Here is a 20,736-nt window from a genome sequence, read left to right as displayed (position 1 = left end):
GGTCCTTCGCACCGGTTCCGAACTTCGCATCGCCTTGGGTTTCTTCTTTGTATAAATACTCAAATTCCCGCCGTCAGCGATCTCGTTCCACGACAAAGGCGGCACAGCCGCGCAGTGCCTCGGCCCGCTCTCCAAAAGACGCCAGCGCCTCGCAGGCCTCGTCGACGAGCGCCCTTGCACGCGCCCTTGCGCCCTCGACACCCAGCAGGGACACGAATGTCGCCTTGCCCGCGCCCGCGTCCTTGCCTGCCGCCTTGCCCATTGCAGCAGCATCGCCGGTTGCATCCAGCAGGTCGTCGGCAATCTGAAACGCCAGCCCCAGCGCCGTCGCATAGCGCGCCATAGGCGCAGGATCGGCCCCGGCGAGCAGCGCACCGGCCTCGCCCGACCAGCGGATCAGCGCCCCGGTCTTGCCCGCCTGCAAGGCTTCGATCTGTGTCAGGGTCAGCGGCGTTGCGGCACTTTCTGCCGCGATGTCCAGCGCTTGACCCAGCACCATCCCCTGTGCCCCCGCCGCTCGCGCCAGCGATCCGATCAGAGAGACCCGCACCGCAGCATCGCGATGACACGCCGGATCAGCCAAAAGATCAAAGGCCAGCGACTGGAGCGCATCGCCAGCCAGAACCGCCACCGCCTGATCCCATTTCACATGCACCGTGGGCCGGCCACGCCGCAGAGCGTCGTCGTCCATACAGGGCAGATCGTCATGGACCAGCGAGTAGGCGTGCAAGGCCTCGATCGCCGCCGCCGCCGTCACCGCGCGGTCCATCGGTACACCGTACAGCGCCGCGCCTTCGGTCACCAGAAAGCCGCGCAGCCCCTTGCCGCCGTGACAGGCCCAGCGCATGGCATCAACCACCGGCACATCGGCCAGCCGGGACAGCGCAAGGTCAAGGCGGCCCTGCACCGCAGCCGCACTTTCGGTCAGACGCCGATGAAACCGGTTCATGCCAACACGCACATTTTATTGCTGAAGATACTCAAGGAAAACGTCCGCCTCAGGCATCGTCGAACGGGGTGGTTCCCGTCGGCTGGCCGTCGCGGTCCAGAGTGATCGCGGCCACCTTTTCCTCGGCTTCCTTCAGCTTTGCCTCGCAGCGCGCCTTGAGGGCCGCGCCGCGTTCATACAGCGTGATCGACTCGTCCAGCGGCACATTGCCCGATTCCAATTGGCCGACCACTTTTTCAAGTTCGGCCATCGCCTGTTCGAAACTCATCTCTCCGACTGTCTGATCGCTCATCCGCTCCGCTCCTTCAGAACCTTCACATGGGCCGCCACGGACGCGCCCAGCGCCGCCAGATCATATCCGCCCTCAAGTGTCGAGACGATGCGCCCGTCACACAGGTCATCGGCCAGATCGCACAGCCGTCCGGTGATCCAGCCGAAATCTTCGGTGGACCAGTTCAGCCCCGCCAGCGGATCGGCCCGGTGGGCGTCAAATCCAGCGGAAACAAGAATAAGTTCCGGCGCAAATTCACGCAGCGCGGGAAAGGCGGAATCCTCGTACACGCGCCGCATCTCGGCCGATCCGGTGCCCTCGTCCAGCGGCAGATTCAGCACGTTTTCATGGGCCCCGACCTCACGCGAGTGCCCCGAACCGGGAAACAGCGGCATCTGGTGCGACGACACGAAAAGCGCGCGCGCCTCGTCCCACAAAAGATCCTGTGTGCCGTTGCCGTGATGCACATCGAAATCAACGATGGCGACGCGGGACAGCCCGTGATGATCCAGCGCCCGTTTCGCGGCGATGGCGATGTTGCCGAACAGGCAGAACCCCATGGCCGTTGCCGTTTCGGCATGGTGCCCCGGTGGGCGACAGCCGACAAAGGCGGTCCGTGATTCGCCGCCCAGAACCGCATCCACCGCCGCGACGCAGCCGCCGACCGCGCGACGTGCCGCCGTCAAGGTGCCCGGCGACATTGATGTATCGGGATCCAGCGAGCGCCAGCCTTCCCTCGGCGAGGTGGCGATCACCCGGTCCAGATAGGTCTGCGGGTGACATCGCAGAATTTCCTGATCATCGCATAGAGGCGCTGCACGCCGATCCAGATCCATCCCCGCCATCGCGGCACGAACTGCTTCAAGCCGTGCAACCTGTTCGGGATGGCCCGGTGGATTTTCGTGTTTCAACCCATCGTCATGCGCGTAATAGATCATTTGCAAGCCACCCCCGATCTTAGCCCCTCATGATCCCCGCCGATGTCATTCAGATTTCATCAGCGCGGAACGATCAGGGATAAAGCAAGCCCAGTGCTTTGAAGTTGCGGTTTTTTCTCGAACCGGATCTGATATCTAACACAACAGCGCCAAACCCGGAAGCCGCTGCACCCTCCCGGCGCAGGCCCTGCTCGGGCAACCGCATAAGACAATTTTGCCGCAGCCCGGCTCCAGCGCCCTTATTTCTCGGGGATCAATCCCCTTGGGCTGAACCGCAGCACCAGCAGCAGGACAATCCCCATGGTCAGCAACCGCATATGCGCCGCCGATTCAATCAGATGCTCCTTGAGCCAATAGCCATCTGCCATTCCTGCGGTGATCAAATCCATCAACAGCCGTCCCATCGGCTCGACCTGGACCCAAAGGAACCAGATCAGGAATCCGCCCAGCACAGCACCGAAATTGTTGCCCGACCCGCCGACAATCACCATCACCCAGACCAGAAATGTGAAACGCAGCGGCTGGTAACTGCTTGGCGTCAACTGCCCGTCCAGCGTGGTCATCATCGCGCCTGCGATGCCACAAATGGCGCTGCCAAGAATAAACACCTGCAAATGCCGCTTTTTGACATCCTTGCCCATGGCTTCGGCCGAAACCTCATTGTCGCGGATCGCGCGCAGCATCCGCCCCCACGGGCTGGCCAGCGCCATCTGCGCCAACCACAGCAATACCACCAGCACCACAAGAAACAGCCCAGCATAGAGCAGTTTGACATAAAGCGTCGAGGCCATCACCGGGTCAAATCCGATCCCCGCGGCCCGTTCGACAAAGCCCGGATCGTTCTGCAGATCGATCTCGAACGGGACCGGGCGCGGAATGCCGATCACGTTCTTCACGCCCCGCGACATCCAATCCTCGTTCTTGAGCACGGCAATGATGATTTCGGCGATCCCCAGCGTCGCAATGGCAAGATAGTCCGAGCGCAGCCCAAGCGCCGTCTTGCCGATCAGCCAAGCCACGCCTGCCGCCAGAACACCGCCCACGGGCCAGGCGACGATCACCGGCAGGCCCAACCCGCCAAGATATCCGGTTGCCGCCGGGTTAACCGCCTCGATCAGTTCGACACCCGGGTCCAGAACGGCGCGAAAGATGAAAAATCCGGCGACCAGCACGACAATCATCGCGATTGCCCGCGCCCGGCCCGGCTTCATCGTCCGATAGGTCAGAACCCCGGCGATGATGGTTGCAGCCCCCAGCACAAGACCAAGCATCACCCGCAGACCGCCGACGGCCCAAGCCTCGGTCGTGGGCGGCATCGACACCAGAACTGTCGCCAGCCCGCCAAGGGCCACAAAGCCCATCACGCCGATATTGAACAACCCGGCAAACCCCCATTGCAGGTTTACCCCCAGCGCCATGACAGCGGAAATCAGCCCCATGTTGAGGATCAGCAGCGCCGCGTTCCAGCTTTGCAGGAAACCGGTCAGCAGGATCAACACGCCGACGATGGCGAACAGGCCGACATTTCTGACGATATCGTTCATACCGACTGCCCCTTGAACAATCCCGTTGGCTTGAACAGCAGCACGATCAGCAGGATCGCGAAACTGACCGCAAATTTGTAATCAGTGCTTAAAAGCTGCACCAACCCGTCAGGTGCCAGACTGTCGGGCATCATGTATCCCAGTACCTTTTTCCAGGCATAGGTGATCGTCACCTCGGAAAAGGCGATCACAAAGCCCCCCGCGATTGCGCCCACCGGACTGCCTAGGCCTCCGACAATCGCACTGGCAAAGATCGGCAGTAAAAGCTGAAAATAGGTGAACGGCTTGAAGGATTTGTCGAGCCCGTAAAGTACCCCCGCCACGGTCGCCAGCGCCCCGACGATGACCCAGGTCAGCATCACCACCCGTTCGGGGTTGATCCCCGACAGCAGCGCCAGATCTTCGTTGTCGGAATAGGCGCGCATGGATTTTCCGGACCGCGTGCGGTTCAGGAACCAGAACAGCAGAGAGACCACGATGATCGCAGTGATTACCGTGATGACCTGCGTGGTCTTGATCGCAAGCCCCTCTTCCAGCCCGGTCATCTTTTTGAAATCCCCCGCGGAAATCAGGAACCTCTCGCCGTCCAGAAACCGTTGATCGTCGGGGCCGATGATGAACCGGACGATGCCGTTCATGATGAACATCACGCCAAGCGACACGATTGCCAGGATCACCGGCTTTGCCTTCTTCTCGCGGTAGAAGTGATAAACCGCCCGGTCCGTGGCCAGAAGCAAAAGGATACACCCGGCAATCCCGAAAGGCAGCGCCAGCAGCGCGGTGGGCAACGGCCCAAGACTGACCCCCAGAGATTGCAACCACCATGTCATGAGAACGGTGATCATCGCGCCAAAGGCCATCGTGTCGCCATGGGCGAAATTCGAGAACCGCAGGATGCCATAAACCAGCGTAACCCCCAGCGCACCAAGCGCCAGCTGACTGCCATAGGCGATGCCGGGGATCAGCACATAGTTTGCAAGCGAGACGAAGGCGTTGAGAAGATCCATCAGTCAGTCGCCCCAGTGCGGTAACAGGTAAATTGAAAACGGTTGCGCATCATCATCCCCCAAGGAAACTCTTGCGGACATCCTCGTTGACCAAAAGCTCTTTGCCGGTGCCGGTATATGCGTTGGCCCCCTGCACCATGACATAGCCCTTGTCGGCGATCTCCAGCGCCTGACGGGCGTTCTGTTCAACCATCAGGATCGGGATGCCGGTGCGCGCCACTTCGATGATACGGTCAAACAACTCGTCCATGACGATCGGGCTGACACCGGCGGTCGGTTCATCCAGCATCAGCAGTTTCGGCTTGGTCATCAGCGCGCGGCCCACGGCCACCTGTTGGCGCTGGCCACCCGAAAGCTCTCCGGCGGGCTGGCGGCGTTTTTCGCGCAGGATCGGGAACAGGTCGAATATCTGCTCCATCGTGTCGGAAAAATCGTCAGTGCGGATAAACGCACCCATTTCCAGATTCTCCTCAACTGTCATCGAGGTGAAGATATTGCTGGTCTGCGGCACGAACCCCATGCCCCGCGCCACCCGGTCCTGGGGCGACAGTGCGGTGATGTCCTGACCATCCAGACGCACATGCCCCGCCCGCAGGTCGAGCATGCCGAACACCGCTTTCATCGCTGTGGATTTACCGGCGCCGTTCGGCCCGACGATCACCGCGATCTCGCCCTTTTCCACGGCGATGGTGCAGTCGTGCAGGATATCCGGCCCGGTGCCATAGCCGCCGGTCATGCCCTCGGCGATCAGAAATGGACCGCCGGGTGCCGGATGGGCGCTGCCGCCGCGTTTTACGGGGTGCGCGGTTCCGGTGCCTTTGGGGTTGGCAACAGAGACGTCCTTGTTGCCCCGGTCGCCGTAAGGATCGCTGCTCATGCTTGCTCTGGCTCCAGATTTACCGCGAGGGTCGCCCCGGCACGAGCAACGCCCCCGACAAAGAAACGCAGTGTGGCCAAACCGTCTTGGCAAATCGCGCCGCTCATGCGCCGACCTTTTCACGGTTCTTCAGCCCGGTGCCGAGATAGGCCTCGATCACCTGCTCATTCGCCTTGATCTGATCCAGCGTGCCGGCGGCCAGAACGCGCCCCTCGGCCATGCAGATCACCGGATCGCAAAGGCGGGCAATGAAATCCATGTCGTGCTCGATGACGACGAAAGTATAGCCGCGTTCCTTGTTCAGACGGATGATCGCATCGCCGATCACGTTCAGCAGAGTGCGGTTCACACCCGCGCCGACTTCGTCCAGAAACACGATCCGTGCATCGACCATCATCGTGCGGCCCAGTTCCAGCAGCTTTTTCTGTCCGCCCGAAATCTGCCCCGCCTTCTGGTCGGCAAGATGCCCGATGGTCAGGAAATCCAGCACCTCGTCCGCTTTCGCCCTGAGCGCGCGCTCCTCTTCGGCGATACGCTTGCGCCCGAACCATGTGTTCCACAGCCGCTCGCCCGATTGCCCGCCCGGCACCATCATCAGGTTCTCGCGACAGCTCATCGAATGGAATTCATGGGCAACCTGGAACGTCCGCAGAACGCCCTTGTGGAACAGATCATGCGGCGGCAGTCCGGTGATATCTTCTCCGGCCATGGTCACACGCCCCGATGTCGGCTTGTGCACCCCGGCGATCACGTTGAACAGCGTGGTCTTGCCCGCGCCGTTCGGTCCGATCAGCCCGGTAATCGCGCCCTCCGCAAAGGAAAGGCTGGCACCGTCGACAGCATGAAAGCCACCGAAATGCTTGTGGAGATCTTCGACCACGATCATCCATCGTCCCCCTGTCGTTCCGCCCTGTCACCGCGTTGCGGCGCGGGCGGTTTTATGTCAGTTCCGTCGTCAGACGCCGCCCGGTCGGGTGAGGCGCCATTGCGGACCCTGTCCTGTTGTGCCCGTCTATAGAGCTTCGCATTCACAGTGCAACAAATTGAACCGTGGGTCACCCCGTCGCGGGTGCGGCTGCGTGAGGCGTAAACTCCACATCGGCAAGTGTTGACGTCTGAGAAACCCGGCCCGGGTGTTGACCCGGACCGGACGTTCAAGCGGGATTCAAACGATCAGCGATAGCCGATCGTTTCCATCTTGCCGCCTTTCATCTCGATCTCGCGATAGGTGCCGGCACTTTCGCCGTTGCCGATCAGTTCGACCGCAGAGGCGCCGACATAATCGACTTCGCCGCCATCCTTCAGGATTTGCAGCGCTTTGCCCAGTTCGCCCGGCAGGATCTTTTCGCCCGGCGCGTTGGCCACATCCATCACCTTGTCCTTATAGACGTTCGGATCGGTGGAACCGGCCGCCTGCATCGCCAGCAGGATCAGCGCCGCAGCGTCATAGGATTCCGGCGAGAACGTGCCGGTCGGATCAAAGCCCGCGGCCTTGCCCAATTCGTTGTACAGGTCCGGTCCGTCGCCCGAAGCGCTTGGAAGCTGGCCAAAAGAGCCTTCGGTCAGGCTGCCAAAGTTCGTTTCCAGCGTTTCCGACACCATTCCGTCGGGATACATGAACGTATCAAATGCGCCGGAATCCAGTGCGCCGCTGATCATCCCTGCGCCGCCCTGATCGATATAGCCGACCACAACCAGAACATCGCCGCCAGCCGAAGCAAGCGCGCCAACTTCGGCGGAATAATCCGCCTTGCCGTCCTCATGTGCGGCGTTCATCGTCACTGTGCCGCCGTCCTTGGTGAAGGATTCCTCAAACGCGTCGGCCAAGCCCTTGCCATAGTCGTTGTTGGTATAGGTCACGGCGACCGAGCTGATGCCGCGATCGTTAAGGATGTCCGCCATCACCTGACCCTGACGGGCGTCCGAGGGCGAGGTGCGGAAGAACAACCCGTTGTCCTCGACGGTGCTGAGTGCCGGCGAAGTGGCCGAGGGCGAAATCATCACGACGCCGTTCGGAATCGCCGCGTTCTGCAAGACCGCTCCGGTCTCGCCGGAGCACATGCCGCCAACGATACCATTGACTTTGTCCGAGGTGATCAGCCGCTCGGCGGATGCGACGGCAAGGCTCGAGTCGATACATCCGGTGTCGCCGCGAACGGCGCTGACCATCTGACCGTCAAGAACGCCACCGGCATCATTGATTTCCTTGATCGCGAATTCAGCGCCCGCAGCCATATCCGGCGAAAGCGATTCCAGCGGGCCGGTGAACCCGAACAGAATTCCAAGCTTTACGTCTTCGGCATGGGCGGCACCCGCCATCAGGGCCGCTGCCGCGCTGGCCATCAGCAGTTTTTTCATGGTTTCTCTCCCTTTAGTGGAACAATGGTCCGGATCGGAGCCTAAGCGGCGCAGAATTAAAAGGAAAGACCCACGCACGTCTGGACGGGAGAACCGCTAAAAACGCTCCGTCCGGGTCCGAATTTATGCGACCAAGGGCGATCGGCAGGCGCAAAGGCCGTTGCCCCGCCCTGTCGCATCGCTGCAGGGGGTCAGATCTTCGCGCGGGAACGAATTTGCGCGTCGCGCAAACTGCCGGTCCGGGGCAATCATCCCGTCACCGCCCTCAGTCCGGCGCCAGCATGTATCCCGCGCCGCGCACAGTTTGCAGGTATCTTGGCTGTTTCGGATCGGTTTCAATCTTGCGGCGCAGGCGGGTGATCTGCACGTCGATGGCGCGGTCCTGCGCCCCGCCATTGCCGCGCCCCAGATCGTCGACCAATTGCGTGCGGGTGATCACCTCGCCCGGCTGGGCGGAAAAGATGCGCATCAGCTGACTTTCCGTCGCCGTCAGCCGCACCTGATCGGTGCCCGACCACATTTCGCCCCGTTCGATGTCATAGCGTACCGGCCCGAGGTACAGCACCTTTGGCGCGTCCGGTGCCGACTGTTCCGCCGGCACCCGCCGCAGAATCGCGTTGATCCTGAGCAGCAATTCCTTGGGCTCGAACGGTTTGGCCAGATAATCGTCAGCGCCAGCCTCAAGCCCGGTGATCCGGTCGCCGGTTTCGCCGCGCGCGGTGAGCAAGAGGATCGGAACGGTCATTTTCTGGCGCAGGGACCGGGTGAAGGCGATACCGTCTTCGCCCGGCATCATCACATCCAGAACCATCAGATCGAAATCCAGCCCTTCCAGAAGACGCCGCGCATGTGCGGCATCCCGTGCGGCAGAGACAAAGAACCCGTTGCGCATCAGGAATTTCTGCAACAACCCGCGAATCCGCTCGTCGTCATCGACGATCAGCAGATGAATATCGGTCGCCGCCGTCATGCCCTGCCACCCGGCGCCACAAACCTGCGATGCTGATCCGGATCCATCATCGCCTCAAGCACCTGACGGAAACCTGCCACCGCTTCCGGCCCGGCGGCACGATAGGCCGCACGCAGTCGCCCGCGCTGCGCCTGGGACAGGGCCTGTTCCAGTTGCTTGCCGGTGTCGGTCAGAAACAAATGCCGCTCCCTTCTGTCGCGTGTGCCAATTTTGCTGGTCACCAGACCATCCTCGACCAATGTGCGCAACACACGGTTCAGCGATTGTTTCGTAACCCCGAGGATGGCAAGCAGGTTGTTCACCGATGTGCCAGGGGTACGGTTGATAAAATGTACCGCCCGGTGATGCGCCCGTCCATACCCCCGGTCAGCCAGGATGATGTCGGGATCGGCGGTGAACCCGCGATAGGCAAAGAACATCGCCTCGATCCCCCGGCGCAATTGTTCGTCGGTCAGGAACAGCAGGCTTTCGTTGCCCGGTCGTTGTTCGCCCATCGGTTCGCCCCTTCCGGCCCATTTCGAAGTATCCCGAAAATCCAGCACAGGTTATGTCAGCGTTGTTGACATTCCAAGGCCCGACTGTTAGCGATTCTGCGCAATTTTCGCAATATTACATCCGCTTCGGACCTAGCGGCGCAATATTCGGAACCCGCACCCAAAAGTGCAACAGAACAGGAGCCGCAGCCATGGCAGGCGCATACGATGATCGCGACGGAAAGATCTGGATGGACGGTAAAATGGTGGATTGGCGCGATGCCAATGTGCACCTCCTGACCCACGCCATGCATTATGCCAGTTCGGTGTTCGAGGGCGAGCGATGCTATAACGGCAAGATCTTCGAATCCCGCCGACATTCCGAGCGTCTGCGCTACTCCGCCTCTTGTCTCGACTTTGAAATCCCCTGGACGGTGGACGAGATTGAAACGGCGAAACAGGAAGTCCTGGTCGCCAATGGATTTACCGACGCCTATGTGCGTGCCGTGGCATGGCGCGGCGCGGGGGAAGACATGGGCGTGGCCGCATCGCGCAACCCGGTGCGTATGGCCGTCGCCGCCTGGGAATGGGGCAACTATTATGGCGATGCCAAAACCAAGGGCGCCCAGCTTGACATCGCCAAGTGGAAACGCCCCAGCCCCGAAACCGCACCCAGCCACGCCAAGGCGGCCGGTCTCTACATGATCTGCACCATGGCGAAACACGCCGCCGAAGCGAAGGGATGCAGCGACGCGATGATGTTCGATTATCGCGGTTATGTGGCCGAAGCGACGGGAGCGAACATCTTCTTCGTCAAGGACGGCGAAGTGCACACCCCCGATCCCGATTGCTTTTTGAACGGGATCACCCGGCAGACCGTCATCGGCCTGCTGAACGACCGTCAGATCAAAGTGCACGAACGCCACATCATGCCCGAGGAACTGGAAGGTTTCGAGCAATGCTGGCTGACTGGCACCGCAGCAGAAGTCACCCCGGTCGGCAAGATCGGCGACTTTAACTTCGAAGTGGGCGGCATCACCCGCGAGATTTCGGCTGCATACGAAAAACTGGTACGCAGCTGACGATCAGACCCGTCCCGGGCCCGCTCGGTCAATTCGCGTGAATTGTTCCAACTTCCGGTCACCATCCCGGAAGCGGGGCGTTCGCCCGAATATGGCCGACGGGCGCGGTTCACCGGACTGTCTGGCCAGCTTCAGATACCGGGACAGGCGCGGCGGCTGTGCGGCGCTGGGAGGCGCATCAATGATATGTCTCGACATCGCAGTCTCCTCGTTGCGGGACAGGAAATCGCGAGCATCTTAACACAATTCGATCAATGCACGAAGCGGTGACTGTGATCCGTCCGCCGGGACCAGATATGCGCCTGCCCTCGGCCCGGGGCTCCCCCTGAAACAATCCCCCGGATCGCTTGCCAGACGCGCCTGCCTTCGGCCCGGGGCTCCGCCCGTTCGGCGCTGAAACAATCCCCCGGATCGTTTGCCGGACGCGCCTGCCTTCGGCCCAGGGCTCCGCCCGTTCGGCGCTGAAACGATCCCCCGGATCGTTTGCCGGACGCGCCTCACCCCTGTGGAGTGAGTGCTCTTCTTGCTTTTGCGCGCTCAAGCCCCAATTGCCTTTCGCGCCAGATGATCAAGACGCCCGCGGCGATCACCAGCGCGACACCCGCCAGCATGATCAGGGTCGGAACCTCGTCGAATGCCCAGTACCCGATCGCGACCGTAAGCAGCATCGATAAGTATTCGAACGGCGCCACCACCGAAACCGGCGCAAGGCGGAAACTGGTGGTCAGGAAAATCTGCCCCACCCCACCGAACAGCCCGGCACAGATCAGCATCACCAGCACGGTCGGGCTGGGCCATACCCATCCGAACGGCAGCGTGAACAGCGCCATCACGCTGGCGGTCACCGAAAACCAGAAGACGATGGCGCTGGTTCGTTCGGTATGGACCATCTTGCGCACGAACACCTGCGCCAGCGCGGCAAACACAGCCGAAAACAGCACCAGCATTGCGCCGAACGCCGCCCCCGATCCAACCACGTCGCCGGACAATGTGTTCAACCGGGGCGACAGCACGATCAGAACGCCGGTCATGCCCAAAGCAACGGCGGTCAGACGGAAGGCGCGCACCTGTTCACCCAAAAACATCGCCGCAAAGATCACCACAAGCAACGGCGCGGTGTACTGGATCGCCTGCGCCTCGGCCAATGGCAGATATGCGAGCCCGGCAAACCCCAGCCCCATCGCTGTCGTGCCGACCAGACCGCGCCATACATGGCCCATCGGCTGAACCGTTTTCAGCCCCGAGCCCAGATCTCCCCGCCAGATCACCCAGATCAGAATTACCGGAATCGCAAAGAACGACCGAAAGAAAACCGCCTGACCCGGCGGCACTTCGGCGCTGGCAAATTTGATCATTGCCGTCATGCATACCATCAGGACAACCGAGGCGAGTTTGAACAGGATCGCGCGAAAAATGAACATCGGAGCCTTTCAGCCGGGTCACCACGACCTATACAGCGATCCCGGCCCTTGCCAAGGCTTCGGGCGCCTGGTTGAAATCCTTACCGTTTTCCACCACGACACCCATGCGCCGCATGGCTGCCATCGCATTGCGGCTGGCATCGTCGGACCCGGCCCGGCCCCGCGCCCCGTGTTCACGCAACACAACGGCAGCGATCTGCCCCCCCGCGCGTTCGCAGACCGAATGATAGACATGGGCATCCTGCTGCCCCGTATCGCCCACCAGAATAAACGGCAGGTCGGGGTTGGCCGCCAGAATGCGCTCAATGGCGGCACCCTTGTGATCGGCGTGGCTGCCGGTCAGGAAATGATTTTCGCCCACGCCCAGATCGCGCAGGAACATCGGCCCGGCGACCAGTCCGGCGCGGGTAAAGAGCTTGTCGAGAAAATAATGCAGATTCCATGGGCTGGAGCTGACATAGAACACCGGATTACGCCCATGAGCGTGCAGATGGTCCATCAGAACCACGGCGTCCGGATGCACCTTGCGGCTCAGCGTGCTGCCCGACAGGGTGGTCCACAGGTTGCGCGGCAATGACCAGGATCCAGTCTGGACGATCGTGTCGTCAATGTCGGAAATAATGCCGATCTTTGCGTCCCTCGACGGGACCATCACGGCAAAGGGGGTGGCGCTGTCGTCATCGCCGTCGATCATCACCTCGACCTGATGCCAACCGGGGGTCTGGCCCTCGCGCGGGATGTCGAGCCAGATATACCCCTCGCCGTCGCTCTGGCCGGTTTCGCGACCTGCGCGCACGGTCACCCCGGCAACCTCGTCGGTCATGAACAACGACACCATCTGCCGGAAATTCGCCCAGCGCCCCTGATCCGGCAGAGGTGCGGTGCGGCGTTGCGCGCTTAAAACCCGGCCGCGCAGGATCAGACGGTCGGGCGTTGCAAAGCCCCGGTAACCGTCCAGCATCGGGCGCGCCCCCGGGCGACGCATTGCCCTGTCGATCAGCCCCTCAACCCCGACGGCCAGCTTATGTAAGAGGATCCGCCCCTGCATTTATTCGCCTCGATTGCCCATCAACTGCATCTTAGCCCACCGCGCGGCATCGGCAACGGCAGCATCGGAATCCATCAGCAAGGGTTCAAGCACCACAGACAGCGCCGGATCGCCCGAATTGCCGATGGCATAGCAGACGTTGCGCACGAACCGGTCACGTCCGATCCGCTTGACCGGACTGCCGGAAAACCTTGCGCGGAACCCGGTATCGTCCAGCGTCGCCAGATCGGCCAGAGCCGGCGCGACCCCATCGCCCAGATACCGCATATCCGATGCCGCGACGGCGAACTTGTTCCAGGGACAGACCGCCAGACAGTCGTCGCAGCCATAGATGCGGTTGCCCAGTGCCGGGCGCAGCTCCGGGTCGACCGGCCCCTTATGCTCGATCGTCAGATACGAGATGCAGCGCCGCGCATCCAGTTGGAACGGCGCCGGAAACGCGCGCGTCGGGCAAATGTCGAGACATGCCGTGCAGCTGCCACAGTGTTCCTGTTCGGGCAAATCGGCAGGCAGATCGAGCGTGGTAAAGATCGCACCCAGAAACACCCAGTTGCCGAAATCGCGACTTAACAGATTGGTGTGTTTGCCTTGCCAACCCAGACCGGCCGCCTGCGCCAGAGGTTTTTCCATCACCGGTGCGGTGTCGACAAAGACTTTAATCTGGGGCTGTTCCGGATCAATCTCCAGCGCCACCCAGGCGCCCGTCTCGCGGTTGCGATAGCCGCGCTTTTCCGCGGTCTCCAGCAGCCAGCGCCCAACCCGTTTAAGCCGCTTTTTAACGATGTCGTGGTAATCGCGCCCGTGGGCATAGACACTGATCGCCGCCCTGTCCCGTTCCTCGAGCACCGCCAGGGGATCATGTTCGGGGGCATAGCTTTCGGCCAGCATCACCACCGAACGCGCTTCGGGCCACAATGCCGCCGGATCGCCGCGCCACCCCATGCGTTCGGCCATCCACCCCATCTGCCCATGCCGTCCGGCACCGACATAGGCATCCAGCCGCGCTCGCGCTGCGGGAATCGCGTCGGGGCGGCAGATGCCCGCACTGACGAAACCATCCGCCAACGCCTCTTCGATCAGGGCAGATTTCAGTGCGCTGGACATCCTGCTTCCAACTTTGGTTTGGATGCTTTTCTGGGGGTCCCGAGACAGACGACCCCCGGTCCTGTGCGTGCCATCAGAAATCCAGATCAGAGTAATGCGCCGGTGGGCGGAAACCGGAAATCTGATCCGCCAGGATTGAGCGGAACGCCGGCCGCGACTTTATCTTGGCATACCAGTCCTTCACCGCCTCGCTGCGGTTCCAGTCCACATCGCTGATATAATCGAGGCATGAAAGCTGCGCGGCGGCGGCGAAATCGGCCAATGTCATCGCATCGCCGGCCAGCCACCGGCGCTGCTCCAGAATCCATGCCATATAATCAAGATGGTATTTGATCGCCTTTGCCCCGGCTTTGATATTGCCGCTGTCGGGATACCCAAGCCCCATGACCTTTTTGTTGACCCGTTCATACAACAGCTTGTTCGTCACTTCGTTGTAAAACTTGTCATCGAACCAGGCGACCAGACGGCGCACCTCGTACCGGCCTTCGGGGTCAGAGGGCATCAACGGCGGTTCGGGGTGGGTTTCTTCCAGATATTCGCAGATCGCGACGCTGTCCGACAGGGTCAGACTGCCATGGCGCAGAACCGGTATCTTGCCCGCCGGATTGCGGCGCAGGAAATCGGGATCCTGCTCCCAGTACCGTTCTTCGACCAGTTCAACTTCGATCCGCTTTTCAGCAAGGCTCAGCCGGACCTTGCGGGAAAACGGAGAAAGCGGAAAATGGAACAAGCGATTCATTGAAAACTGCCGGGGTTGAATTCAGGCTCAGCGCCTTGATCCTCAATGCCGTGATCGGCGCGGGTTTTCAACCGTGCAATGGCGCAGACCTGCATGCAGGGGGCGAAATGCTCTGGAATTGCCGCTGTCGTTATTCAAAACAGGCGGCGCGTCCATCGGCGGCAATGGTTGCCGCGCCGTCGCGGATCGACGCCGTGCGGCGGCGCACGAAATCGGTGGGCTTGCTCGCCGACCGTTCTTTCGGGTTCGGCAGGATCGCCGCCAGCCGCGCCGCCTGCAACGGGCTGAGTTTGCCCGGACCGACGCCAAAGTAATGATGCGCCGCCGCGTCGACGCCAAACACACCTTCGTCGAATTCAGCGATGTTCAGATACATCTCGACAATCCGCCGCTTGCTCCAGATCAGTTCCATCGTCGGTGTGATCCCGGCCTCAAGCGCCTTTCTGAGCCACGACCGCCCCTGCCACAGGAAGACATTCTTGACCACCTGCTGGGAAATGGTCGATGCGCCCCGGTTGCGCCCGGCCTCCAGCGCCAGCCGGATCGCGGCCATGTCAAACCCCCAATGGGCGCAGAAATTCGCATCCTCTGCCGCCACCGCCGAACGCGCCATCACTGGCGCAATCGCCTCAAACGGGACCCACTGGAAATCCAGGCTGCCCAGTCGTGCCCGTTCGCTGCGCATATAGGGGGTCGAGGGCGGATTGAAGACGGCAAAGAACGCCACCGCGAGCAACAGCACCGCCAGCGCGAGCACAAGTCCCCGGAATGACCAACGCAACAGCCATCGGACGGGCCGAAAGCCCGCCTTCTTTGATCGTTTCGCTGATTTCTTTGCCCGTGCCACAGCCTCTTGTCCAACCAACTGGAGTTGTGGTCAAGCATCCCTGCCAGTGTGCCGGCCCCGTAGTGTTGGCGGGGCCGGTGATCCGCATTTTCCGCGGGCTATTCCGCCGGGATGGCCCGCGCCTCTATGCTCAGCGGGTACGGCAGATGGGCCAACATCTCCTTCGGACAGATCTGCAGGAAATGGTGCCGGGTCTCGTCCCAATTTTGCAGGATCTTGGCCGCGCGACGGCTGCCGGTTTCCGCAAAATGCCGTTCGATCAGCGATTCGAGCTGCTCCATCCAGTGATCCACCGTGACCGGGCAGGTGACCAGCGATTCAAGGTTGATCAGCTGTGCGGCCCGGCCTTCGGGATCATAGAGATACGCCATCCCGCCGGTCATTCCCGCGCCGAAGTTCGCACCGATTGACCCGAGAATAACCGCCACGCCGCCCGTCATGTACTCACAGCCGTTGGAGCCGCAACCTTCGATCACCACCTTTGCGCCGCTGTTCCGGACCGCAAACCGTTCGCCCGCACGTCCCGCCGCGAACAGATAACCATTCGTGGCGCCGTACAGCACTGTATTGCCGATGATCGTGTTGTCGGCCGCGACCAACGCTGATGCCATGGGTGGACGCACGACGATGATGCCCCCCGACAGCCCCTTGCCGACATAGTCGTTGGCATCGCCGCTGACCTCAATCTTCAGCCCCGGCGCGGCAAAAGCGCCCAGAGACTGACCCGCGCTGCCCGACAATTTGACCGTGAGGTGATCGGGCTGCAACTGATTGCGCATCCCGAACCTTCGCACGATATGGCTGGAGGTGCGGGTGCCGACGCTGCGGTGGGTGTTCTGCACGGCATAGGACAGCTGCATCTTTTCGCCATCTTCCAGGAACCGCGCCGCATCCTTGACGATTTCGGCATCCAGAGTGTCTGGCACCGCGTTACGCTCCTTGTTGCGGTCATAGACGATGCTCTGCGCCCCATCGACAGTGATCAGCAGCGGGTTCAGATCGAGATCGTCCAGATGGGCCGACCCACGCGACACCTGACTGAGAAGATCCGCCCGCCCGATCACATCGTCCAGGGAGCGCGCGCCGATAGAGGCAAGGATTTCCCGCACTTCCTGCGCATAGAACCCGATCAGGTTCACCACCTTGTCGGCATTTCCGGTGAATTTGGCGCGCAGGGTTTCGTCCTGAGTACAGACGCCCACCGGGCAGGTATTGGACTGACACTGGCGCACCATGATGCACCCCATGGCGATCAGCGCGGCGGTGCCGATGCCATATTCCTCGGCCCCCATCATTGCTGCCATCACGATATCGCGGCCCGTGCGCAGCCCGCCATCGGTGCGCAGGGTGACCCGCCCGCGCAGGTTGTTCATCGCCAACACCTGATGCGCCTCGGTCAGACCCATTTCCCACGGCAGCCCGGCATATTTGATGCTGCTGGCCGGGGATGCCCCCGTGCCGCCATTGTGACCCGAAATCAGGATCACGTCTGCCTTGGCCTTTGCGACCCCGGCGGCGATGGTGCCGACACCGGACGACGCCACCAGCTTCACCGTCACCTTGGCACGCGGGTTGATCTGTTTCAGATCATAAATCAGCTGCGCCAGATCCTCGATTGAATAGATGTCGTGGTGCGGCGGTGGCGAAATCAGGGTGACGCCCGGCGTCGACAGGCGCAACCGTGCGATCAGTTCTGTCACCTTCATCCCGGGCAGTTGGCCGCCCTCGCCCGGCTTGGCGCCCTGTGCAACCTTGATTTCCAGCTCTTCGCACTGGTTCAGGTATTCGGCTGTCACGCCAAACCGGCCGGAGGCCACTTGTTTGATCTTCGCCGATGGATTGTCGCCATTCGCCTCGGGGACGAAATGCGCCGGGTCTTCACCGCCCTCTCCGCTGTCGGATTTTGCACCGATCCGGTTCATCGCCACGTTCAGCGTCTTGTGTGCCTCGGGAGAAAGCGCACCCAGCGACATGCCCGGCGTCACAAACCGTTTGCGGATCGCGGTAATGCTTTCCACCTCTTCGAGCGGCACCGGTTTGCCCATCGGCTTGAAGTCCAGCAGATCGCGCAGGTGAATCGGCGGATTCGACCGCATCTTGGCCGAATACTGTTTCCACATCTGATAGGACGCGCGGTCACAGGCGGTTTGCAGCATATGCATGCTCGTCGCCTCCCATGCGTGGGTTTCGCCGGACTGCCGCGCCTTGTAAAATCCGCCGATCGGCAGCACATCGCTGCGCCAGCCCTGTGCGTGCACCGCTTCGGCTTTTATCTGGATGCCACTGACACCGATACCTGAAATCCGGCTGTGCATGCCGGGGAAGTATTCGGCGCACATGGCACGGCTCAGCCCCACCGCCTCAAAATTCAGCCCGCCGCGATAGGACGACACGACCGAAATTCCCATTTTCGACATGATCTTGAGCAAGCCCTGATCAATGGCGCTGCGATAACGCGCCACGGCCTCGGCCAAAGTGCCGTCAATCAGACCGCGGTTAATTCGGTCGGCAATGGAATCCTGCGCAAGATAAGGGTTCACCGTGGTCGCACCACAGCCGATCAATACCGCGAAATAATGCGGATCAATACATTCGCCACTGCGCAGGTTCAGCGAACAGAAGGTGCGCAGCCCCTGCCGTGTCAGCCAAGAATGAACCGCGCTGGTCGCCAGGATCATCGGCATCGCAACCCGGTCGGCGCCCGACCCCTGATCGCTTAGCACCAGATGGCCCGAGCCGGACCGCACCGCATCCTCGGCCTCGGCCCGGATCCGCGCAAGCCCCTCGGACAGCGCGCCCGGCCCCGGCGTGAAAGTGCAGTCGATCACCGTCACCATACTGTCGAAATGGCGCGTCAACTCGTCAAATTCGGCGTTGGCCACAAACGGGCTTTCCAACACGATGATTTCGGTCTGGCTGCTGTCCTCGTCCAGCACGTTCTTGAGATTGCCGAACCGCGTTTTCAGGCTCATCACCCGATGTTCGCGCAGGGAGTCGATGGGCGGATTGGTCACCTGGCTAAAGTTCTGGCGGAAGAAATGGCTCAACGGGCGGTATTTTTGCGACAGAACCGCACTGGGCGTGTCGTCACCCATCGAGCCGATGGCCTCTTTGCCATCTTCGGCCATGGGAGCAAGGATCTGCTCCAGCTCTTCGATGGTATATCCGGCGGCACCCTGTCGGCGGCGCAGATCGGCACCCGTGAAAACCGGTGTTTCCGGCAGCGCGGTCAGTGTGGATTCCAGCTCTTTGATCTTGCCGACCCAATCGCCGAACGGCAGTGCTGCCGCCAGTTTGTTCTTGATGTCGCGGTCATTGAATAAAATGCCCTTGGTCATGTCGACGGCCAGCATCTGACCCGGGCCAAGAGCGCCCTTTTCGATCACGCGCGCCTCGTCGATCGGGACCATCCCGGCCTCGGAACCCGCAATCACCAGCCCGTCGCCCGTCACCACATAACGCATGGGCCGCAGCCCGTTACGGTCCAGCCCGGCGCAGACCCAACGTCCGTCAGTCATCGCCAGAGCAGCGGGACCGTCCCAGGGCTCCATGACCGAATTGCAATAGGAATACATGTCGCGCCAGGCCTGGGGCAGTTCCTCGGCCTGTTTGCTCCAGCTTTCCGGCACCAACAGGGTTTTCGCCATCGGTGCGGAACGGCCCGAGCGTACCAGAACCTCGAACACTGCATCCAGAGCGGCAGAATCCGACGAACCCAGCGCGACGATCGGTTTGATGTCTTCGGCCATGTCGCCAAAGGTGCTGCTGGCCATCCGGATTTCGTGCGATTTCATCCAGTTCAGGTTGCCCTTCAGCGTGTTGATCTCGCCGTTGTGCGCCAGCATGCGGAAGGGTTGCGCCAGCCACCACTGGGGGAAAGTGTTGGTCGAATACCGCTGGTGATAGATCGCGAAAGCCGACTCGAACCGTTCATCCTGCAGATCGGGATAGAAATTCGCCACATCCTGCGCCAACATCATCCCCTTGTAGATGATCGAGCGGCACGACAGCGAAGCAAGGTAAAGCGTTCCCACACCGGCGGCGGCGGATGCTTTTTCGATACGGCGGCGGATGACGTATAATTCGCGCTCGAACGTTTCCTCATCAACGCCTTTGGCGTTGGAAATCAGGATCTGTTCGATCTCGGGGCGGGTGGCGTTGGCCTTTTCGCCCAGAACGCTGATGTCCACCGGAACGTGCCGCCAGCCATAGATGTAGTAGCCCATGCGCAGGACTTCGGTTTCCACGATGGTGCGGCAGATTTCCTGCGCGCCAAAGTCGGTGCGCGGCAGGAACACCTGACCCACCGCCATCATTTGATTGTCGCGCGGAATGTGGCCGGTCCGCTTGATCTGGTCATAAAAGAACGCGACCGGGATCTGAACATGGATACCCGCACCGTCGCCCGTGCGCCCATCGGCGTCCACTGCGCCTCGGTGCCAAATCGCCTTGAGCGCGGAAATCCCGTGCTCGACAACCTGACGGCGGGCCTTGCCGTCAATCGCCACCACAAGCCCCACACCGCAGGATGCGTGTTCATCATCGTCGCGATACAGTCCGTTTTCGGCGATCCATGCGCGTTTCGCTTCTTCGGCGGCAACCCATGCGTCGTTATAGATGGTCATTCGGTCTTCCCTCCGATTTTGGCGAAGATCGCCAGCATTTCTTCTTTCGTGACCAGTGTGTGATCTCCGGCGAAAGCGTATCCGTCCGGTTTACTGTCGATAAAGACTTCCTTGGTCAGGGCCTGCCCTCCGGCATCATCGAACAATCCGGCCGCGACATGATTGAATTCGTGCCCCGGCAGCGTCACCCTGTACCAAAGCGTCGAACCGCAGGTGTCACAGAACGACCGTTCGGCCCATTCCGACGATACATAGGTCTTGATCGGACCGTTGGCGGTCAGATCACCCGGCGCAATCGCCATGCCCACAAAGGCCGATCCGGTCCAGCGGCGGCACATGGTGCAATGGCAGGCATGCAGCCCGTCATCACCGGGTTTCGCCGTTACCGTCACGGCACCGCAAAGGCACTGGCCATTCAACGTGTCTGACATCGTCATTTTCTGTTCCACAATGAAGGCTTCAACTGTGCCGGTGCGAGTGGCG

Annotated in this window: 18 protein-coding genes; 1 reads left to right on the top strand and 17 read right to left on the bottom strand. The window is 61.4% G+C overall.

Annotated elements, in window-relative coordinates; all coding sequences use genetic code 11:
- Positions 1-73: 73 nt before the first annotated feature.
- The 10 genes from FQ320_RS03170 to FQ320_RS03125 all read right to left on the bottom strand — a co-directional run bounded on the left by FQ320_RS03170 (position 74) and on the right by FQ320_RS03125 (position 9,408).
- Positions 74-949, bottom strand: coding sequence for a polyprenyl synthetase family protein (locus tag FQ320_RS03170; RefSeq protein WP_148469956.1), 876 nt, complete (start codon positions 947-949; stop codon positions 74-76).
- 49 nt (positions 950-998) lie between these two features.
- Positions 999-1,241 (bottom strand): exodeoxyribonuclease VII small subunit, encoded by a 243-nt coding sequence (locus FQ320_RS03165; RefSeq protein ID WP_148469954.1) that lies wholly within the window; start codon positions 1,239-1,241, stop codon positions 999-1,001.
- Positions 1,238-2,164 carry a histone deacetylase family protein gene (locus FQ320_RS03160; RefSeq protein ID WP_370513011.1) on the bottom strand — a complete coding sequence of 309 codons (927 nt, stop codon included), beginning with the start codon at positions 2,162-2,164 and terminating at the stop codon, positions 1,238-1,240. The genes FQ320_RS03165 and FQ320_RS03160 overlap by 4 nt, the downstream gene beginning before the upstream one ends.
- A gap of 233 nt (positions 2,165-2,397) precedes the next feature.
- Positions 2,398-3,702, bottom strand: coding sequence for a branched-chain amino acid ABC transporter permease (locus tag FQ320_RS03155; protein WP_148469950.1), 1,305 nt, complete (start codon positions 3,700-3,702; stop codon positions 2,398-2,400).
- Positions 3,699-4,709 carry a branched-chain amino acid ABC transporter permease gene (locus FQ320_RS03150; RefSeq protein WP_148469948.1) on the bottom strand — a complete coding sequence of 337 codons (1,011 nt, stop codon included), beginning with the start codon at positions 4,707-4,709 and terminating at the stop codon, positions 3,699-3,701. The genes FQ320_RS03155 and FQ320_RS03150 overlap by 4 nt, the downstream gene beginning before the upstream one ends.
- A 52-nt stretch (positions 4,710-4,761) precedes the next feature.
- Positions 4,762-5,586 carry an ABC transporter ATP-binding protein gene (locus tag FQ320_RS03145; RefSeq protein WP_148469946.1) on the bottom strand — a complete coding sequence of 275 codons (825 nt, stop codon included), beginning with the start codon at positions 5,584-5,586 and terminating at the stop codon, positions 4,762-4,764.
- A gap of 103 nt (positions 5,587-5,689) precedes the next feature.
- The gene (locus tag FQ320_RS03140; protein ID WP_148469944.1) at positions 5,690-6,472 is read right to left on the bottom strand and encodes an ABC transporter ATP-binding protein; all 783 of its coding nucleotides are present in this window, start codon (positions 6,470-6,472) and stop codon (positions 5,690-5,692) included.
- Positions 6,473-6,759: 287 nt separating this feature from the next.
- Positions 6,760-7,944, bottom strand: coding sequence for an ABC transporter substrate-binding protein (locus tag FQ320_RS03135; protein ID WP_148469942.1), 1,185 nt, complete (start codon positions 7,942-7,944; stop codon positions 6,760-6,762).
- A gap of 265 nt (positions 7,945-8,209) precedes the next feature.
- A complete protein-coding gene (locus tag FQ320_RS03130; RefSeq protein ID WP_148469940.1) occupies positions 8,210-8,914 on the bottom strand; it encodes a response regulator in 705 nt (234 codons plus the stop codon).
- A complete protein-coding gene (locus FQ320_RS03125) occupies positions 8,911-9,408 on the bottom strand; it encodes a MarR family winged helix-turn-helix transcriptional regulator (RefSeq protein WP_148469938.1) in 498 nt (165 codons plus the stop codon). Before FQ320_RS03125 ends, FQ320_RS03130 begins: the two co-directional genes overlap by 4 nt.
- Positions 9,409-9,599: 191 nt before the next feature.
- Between FQ320_RS03125 and FQ320_RS03120 the strand changes: the two genes are divergently transcribed.
- Complete coding sequence (locus FQ320_RS03120) at positions 9,600-10,469, top strand: branched-chain amino acid aminotransferase (protein WP_148469936.1); 870 nt, start codon at positions 9,600-9,602, stop codon at positions 10,467-10,469.
- A gap of 497 nt (positions 10,470-10,966) precedes the next feature.
- On the opposite strand, the gene FQ320_RS03115 is transcribed toward FQ320_RS03120, so the two are convergent.
- From FQ320_RS03115 to FQ320_RS03085, 7 genes are all read right to left on the bottom strand, one after another.
- Positions 10,967-11,890: a DMT family transporter gene (locus FQ320_RS03115; RefSeq protein ID WP_148469934.1), complete on the bottom strand. Its 924-nt coding sequence runs from the start codon at positions 11,888-11,890 to the stop codon at positions 10,967-10,969.
- 28 nt (positions 11,891-11,918) lie between these two features.
- Positions 11,919-12,938: an App1 family protein gene (locus tag FQ320_RS03110; RefSeq protein ID WP_148469932.1), complete on the bottom strand. Its 1,020-nt coding sequence runs from the start codon at positions 12,936-12,938 to the stop codon at positions 11,919-11,921.
- Positions 12,939-14,042, bottom strand: coding sequence for a tRNA epoxyqueuosine(34) reductase QueG (queG, locus tag FQ320_RS03105; protein WP_148469930.1), 1,104 nt, complete (start codon positions 14,040-14,042; stop codon positions 12,939-12,941).
- Between the two features lie 73 nt (positions 14,043-14,115).
- Positions 14,116-14,781, bottom strand: coding sequence for a glutathione S-transferase family protein (locus FQ320_RS03100; protein WP_148469928.1), 666 nt, complete (start codon positions 14,779-14,781; stop codon positions 14,116-14,118).
- A gap of 130 nt (positions 14,782-14,911) precedes the next feature.
- Positions 14,912-15,628, bottom strand: a complete 717-nt coding sequence (mtgA, locus tag FQ320_RS03095; RefSeq protein ID WP_148469926.1) for a monofunctional biosynthetic peptidoglycan transglycosylase — start codon at positions 15,626-15,628, stop codon at positions 14,912-14,914.
- A 98-nt stretch (positions 15,629-15,726) separates the two neighbouring features.
- Positions 15,727-20,253 carry a glutamate synthase large subunit gene (gltB, locus tag FQ320_RS03090; protein WP_148469923.1) on the bottom strand — a complete coding sequence of 1,509 codons (4,527 nt, stop codon included), beginning with the start codon at positions 20,251-20,253 and terminating at the stop codon, positions 15,727-15,729.
- Positions 20,250-20,690, bottom strand: coding sequence for a GFA family protein (locus FQ320_RS03085; protein WP_255509345.1), 441 nt, complete (start codon positions 20,688-20,690; stop codon positions 20,250-20,252). The genes gltB and FQ320_RS03085 overlap by 4 nt, the downstream gene beginning before the upstream one ends.
- Between the last annotated feature and the right edge of the window lie 46 nt (positions 20,691-20,736).

The sequence above is a fragment of the Oceaniovalibus sp. ACAM 378 genome, assembly GCF_008085915.1.
In the GTDB taxonomy this organism is placed as follows: Bacteria; Pseudomonadota; Alphaproteobacteria; order Rhodobacterales; family Rhodobacteraceae; genus Oceaniglobus.
Note: the sequence above shows the minus strand (reverse complement) of the source record. Positions and strands in the feature narration are given on the sequence as shown.

What these genes read in the sequence shown, in the direction of transcription:
- FQ320_RS03170 (WP_148469956.1), bottom strand. Translation starts at nt 949, where the DNA reads ATGAACCGGTTTCATCGGCGTCTGACCGAAAGTGCGGCTGCGGTGCAG.
- FQ320_RS03165 (WP_148469954.1), bottom strand. Translation starts at nt 1,241, where the DNA reads ATGAGCGATCAGACAGTCGGAGAGATGAGTTTCGAACAGGCGATGGCC.
- FQ320_RS03155 (WP_148469950.1), bottom strand. Translation starts at nt 3,702, where the DNA reads ATGAACGATATCGTCAGAAATGTCGGCCTGTTCGCCATCGTCGGCGTG.
- FQ320_RS03150 (WP_148469948.1), bottom strand. Translation starts at nt 4,709, where the DNA reads ATGGATCTTCTCAACGCCTTCGTCTCGCTTGCAAACTATGTGCTGATC.
- FQ320_RS03145 (WP_148469946.1), bottom strand. Translation starts at nt 5,586, where the DNA reads ATGAGCAGCGATCCTTACGGCGACCGGGGCAACAAGGACGTCTCTGTT.
- FQ320_RS03140 (WP_148469944.1), bottom strand. Translation starts at nt 6,472, where the DNA reads ATGATCGTGGTCGAAGATCTCCACAAGCATTTCGGTGGCTTTCATGCT.
- FQ320_RS03135 (WP_148469942.1), bottom strand. Translation starts at nt 7,944, where the DNA reads ATGAAAAAACTGCTGATGGCCAGCGCGGCAGCGGCCCTGATGGCGGGT.
- FQ320_RS03130 (WP_148469940.1), bottom strand. Translation starts at nt 8,914, where the DNA reads ATGACGGCGGCGACCGATATTCATCTGCTGATCGTCGATGACGACGAG.
- FQ320_RS03125 (WP_148469938.1), bottom strand. Translation starts at nt 9,408, where the DNA reads ATGGGCGAACAACGACCGGGCAACGAAAGCCTGCTGTTCCTGACCGAC.
- FQ320_RS03120 (WP_148469936.1), top strand. Translation starts at nt 9,600, where the DNA reads ATGGCAGGCGCATACGATGATCGCGACGGAAAGATCTGGATGGACGGT.
- FQ320_RS03115 (WP_148469934.1), bottom strand. Translation starts at nt 11,890, where the DNA reads ATGTTCATTTTTCGCGCGATCCTGTTCAAACTCGCCTCGGTTGTCCTG.
- FQ320_RS03110 (WP_148469932.1), bottom strand. Translation starts at nt 12,938, where the DNA reads ATGCAGGGGCGGATCCTCTTACATAAGCTGGCCGTCGGGGTTGAGGGG.
- queG (WP_148469930.1), bottom strand. Translation starts at nt 14,042, where the DNA reads ATGTCCAGCGCACTGAAATCTGCCCTGATCGAAGAGGCGTTGGCGGAT.
- FQ320_RS03100 (WP_148469928.1), bottom strand. Translation starts at nt 14,781, where the DNA reads ATGAATCGCTTGTTCCATTTTCCGCTTTCTCCGTTTTCCCGCAAGGTC.
- gltB (WP_148469923.1), bottom strand. Translation starts at nt 20,253, where the DNA reads ATGACCATCTATAACGACGCATGGGTTGCCGCCGAAGAAGCGAAACGC.
- FQ320_RS03085 (WP_255509345.1), bottom strand. Translation starts at nt 20,690, where the DNA reads ATGACGATGTCAGACACGTTGAATGGCCAGTGCCTTTGCGGTGCCGTG.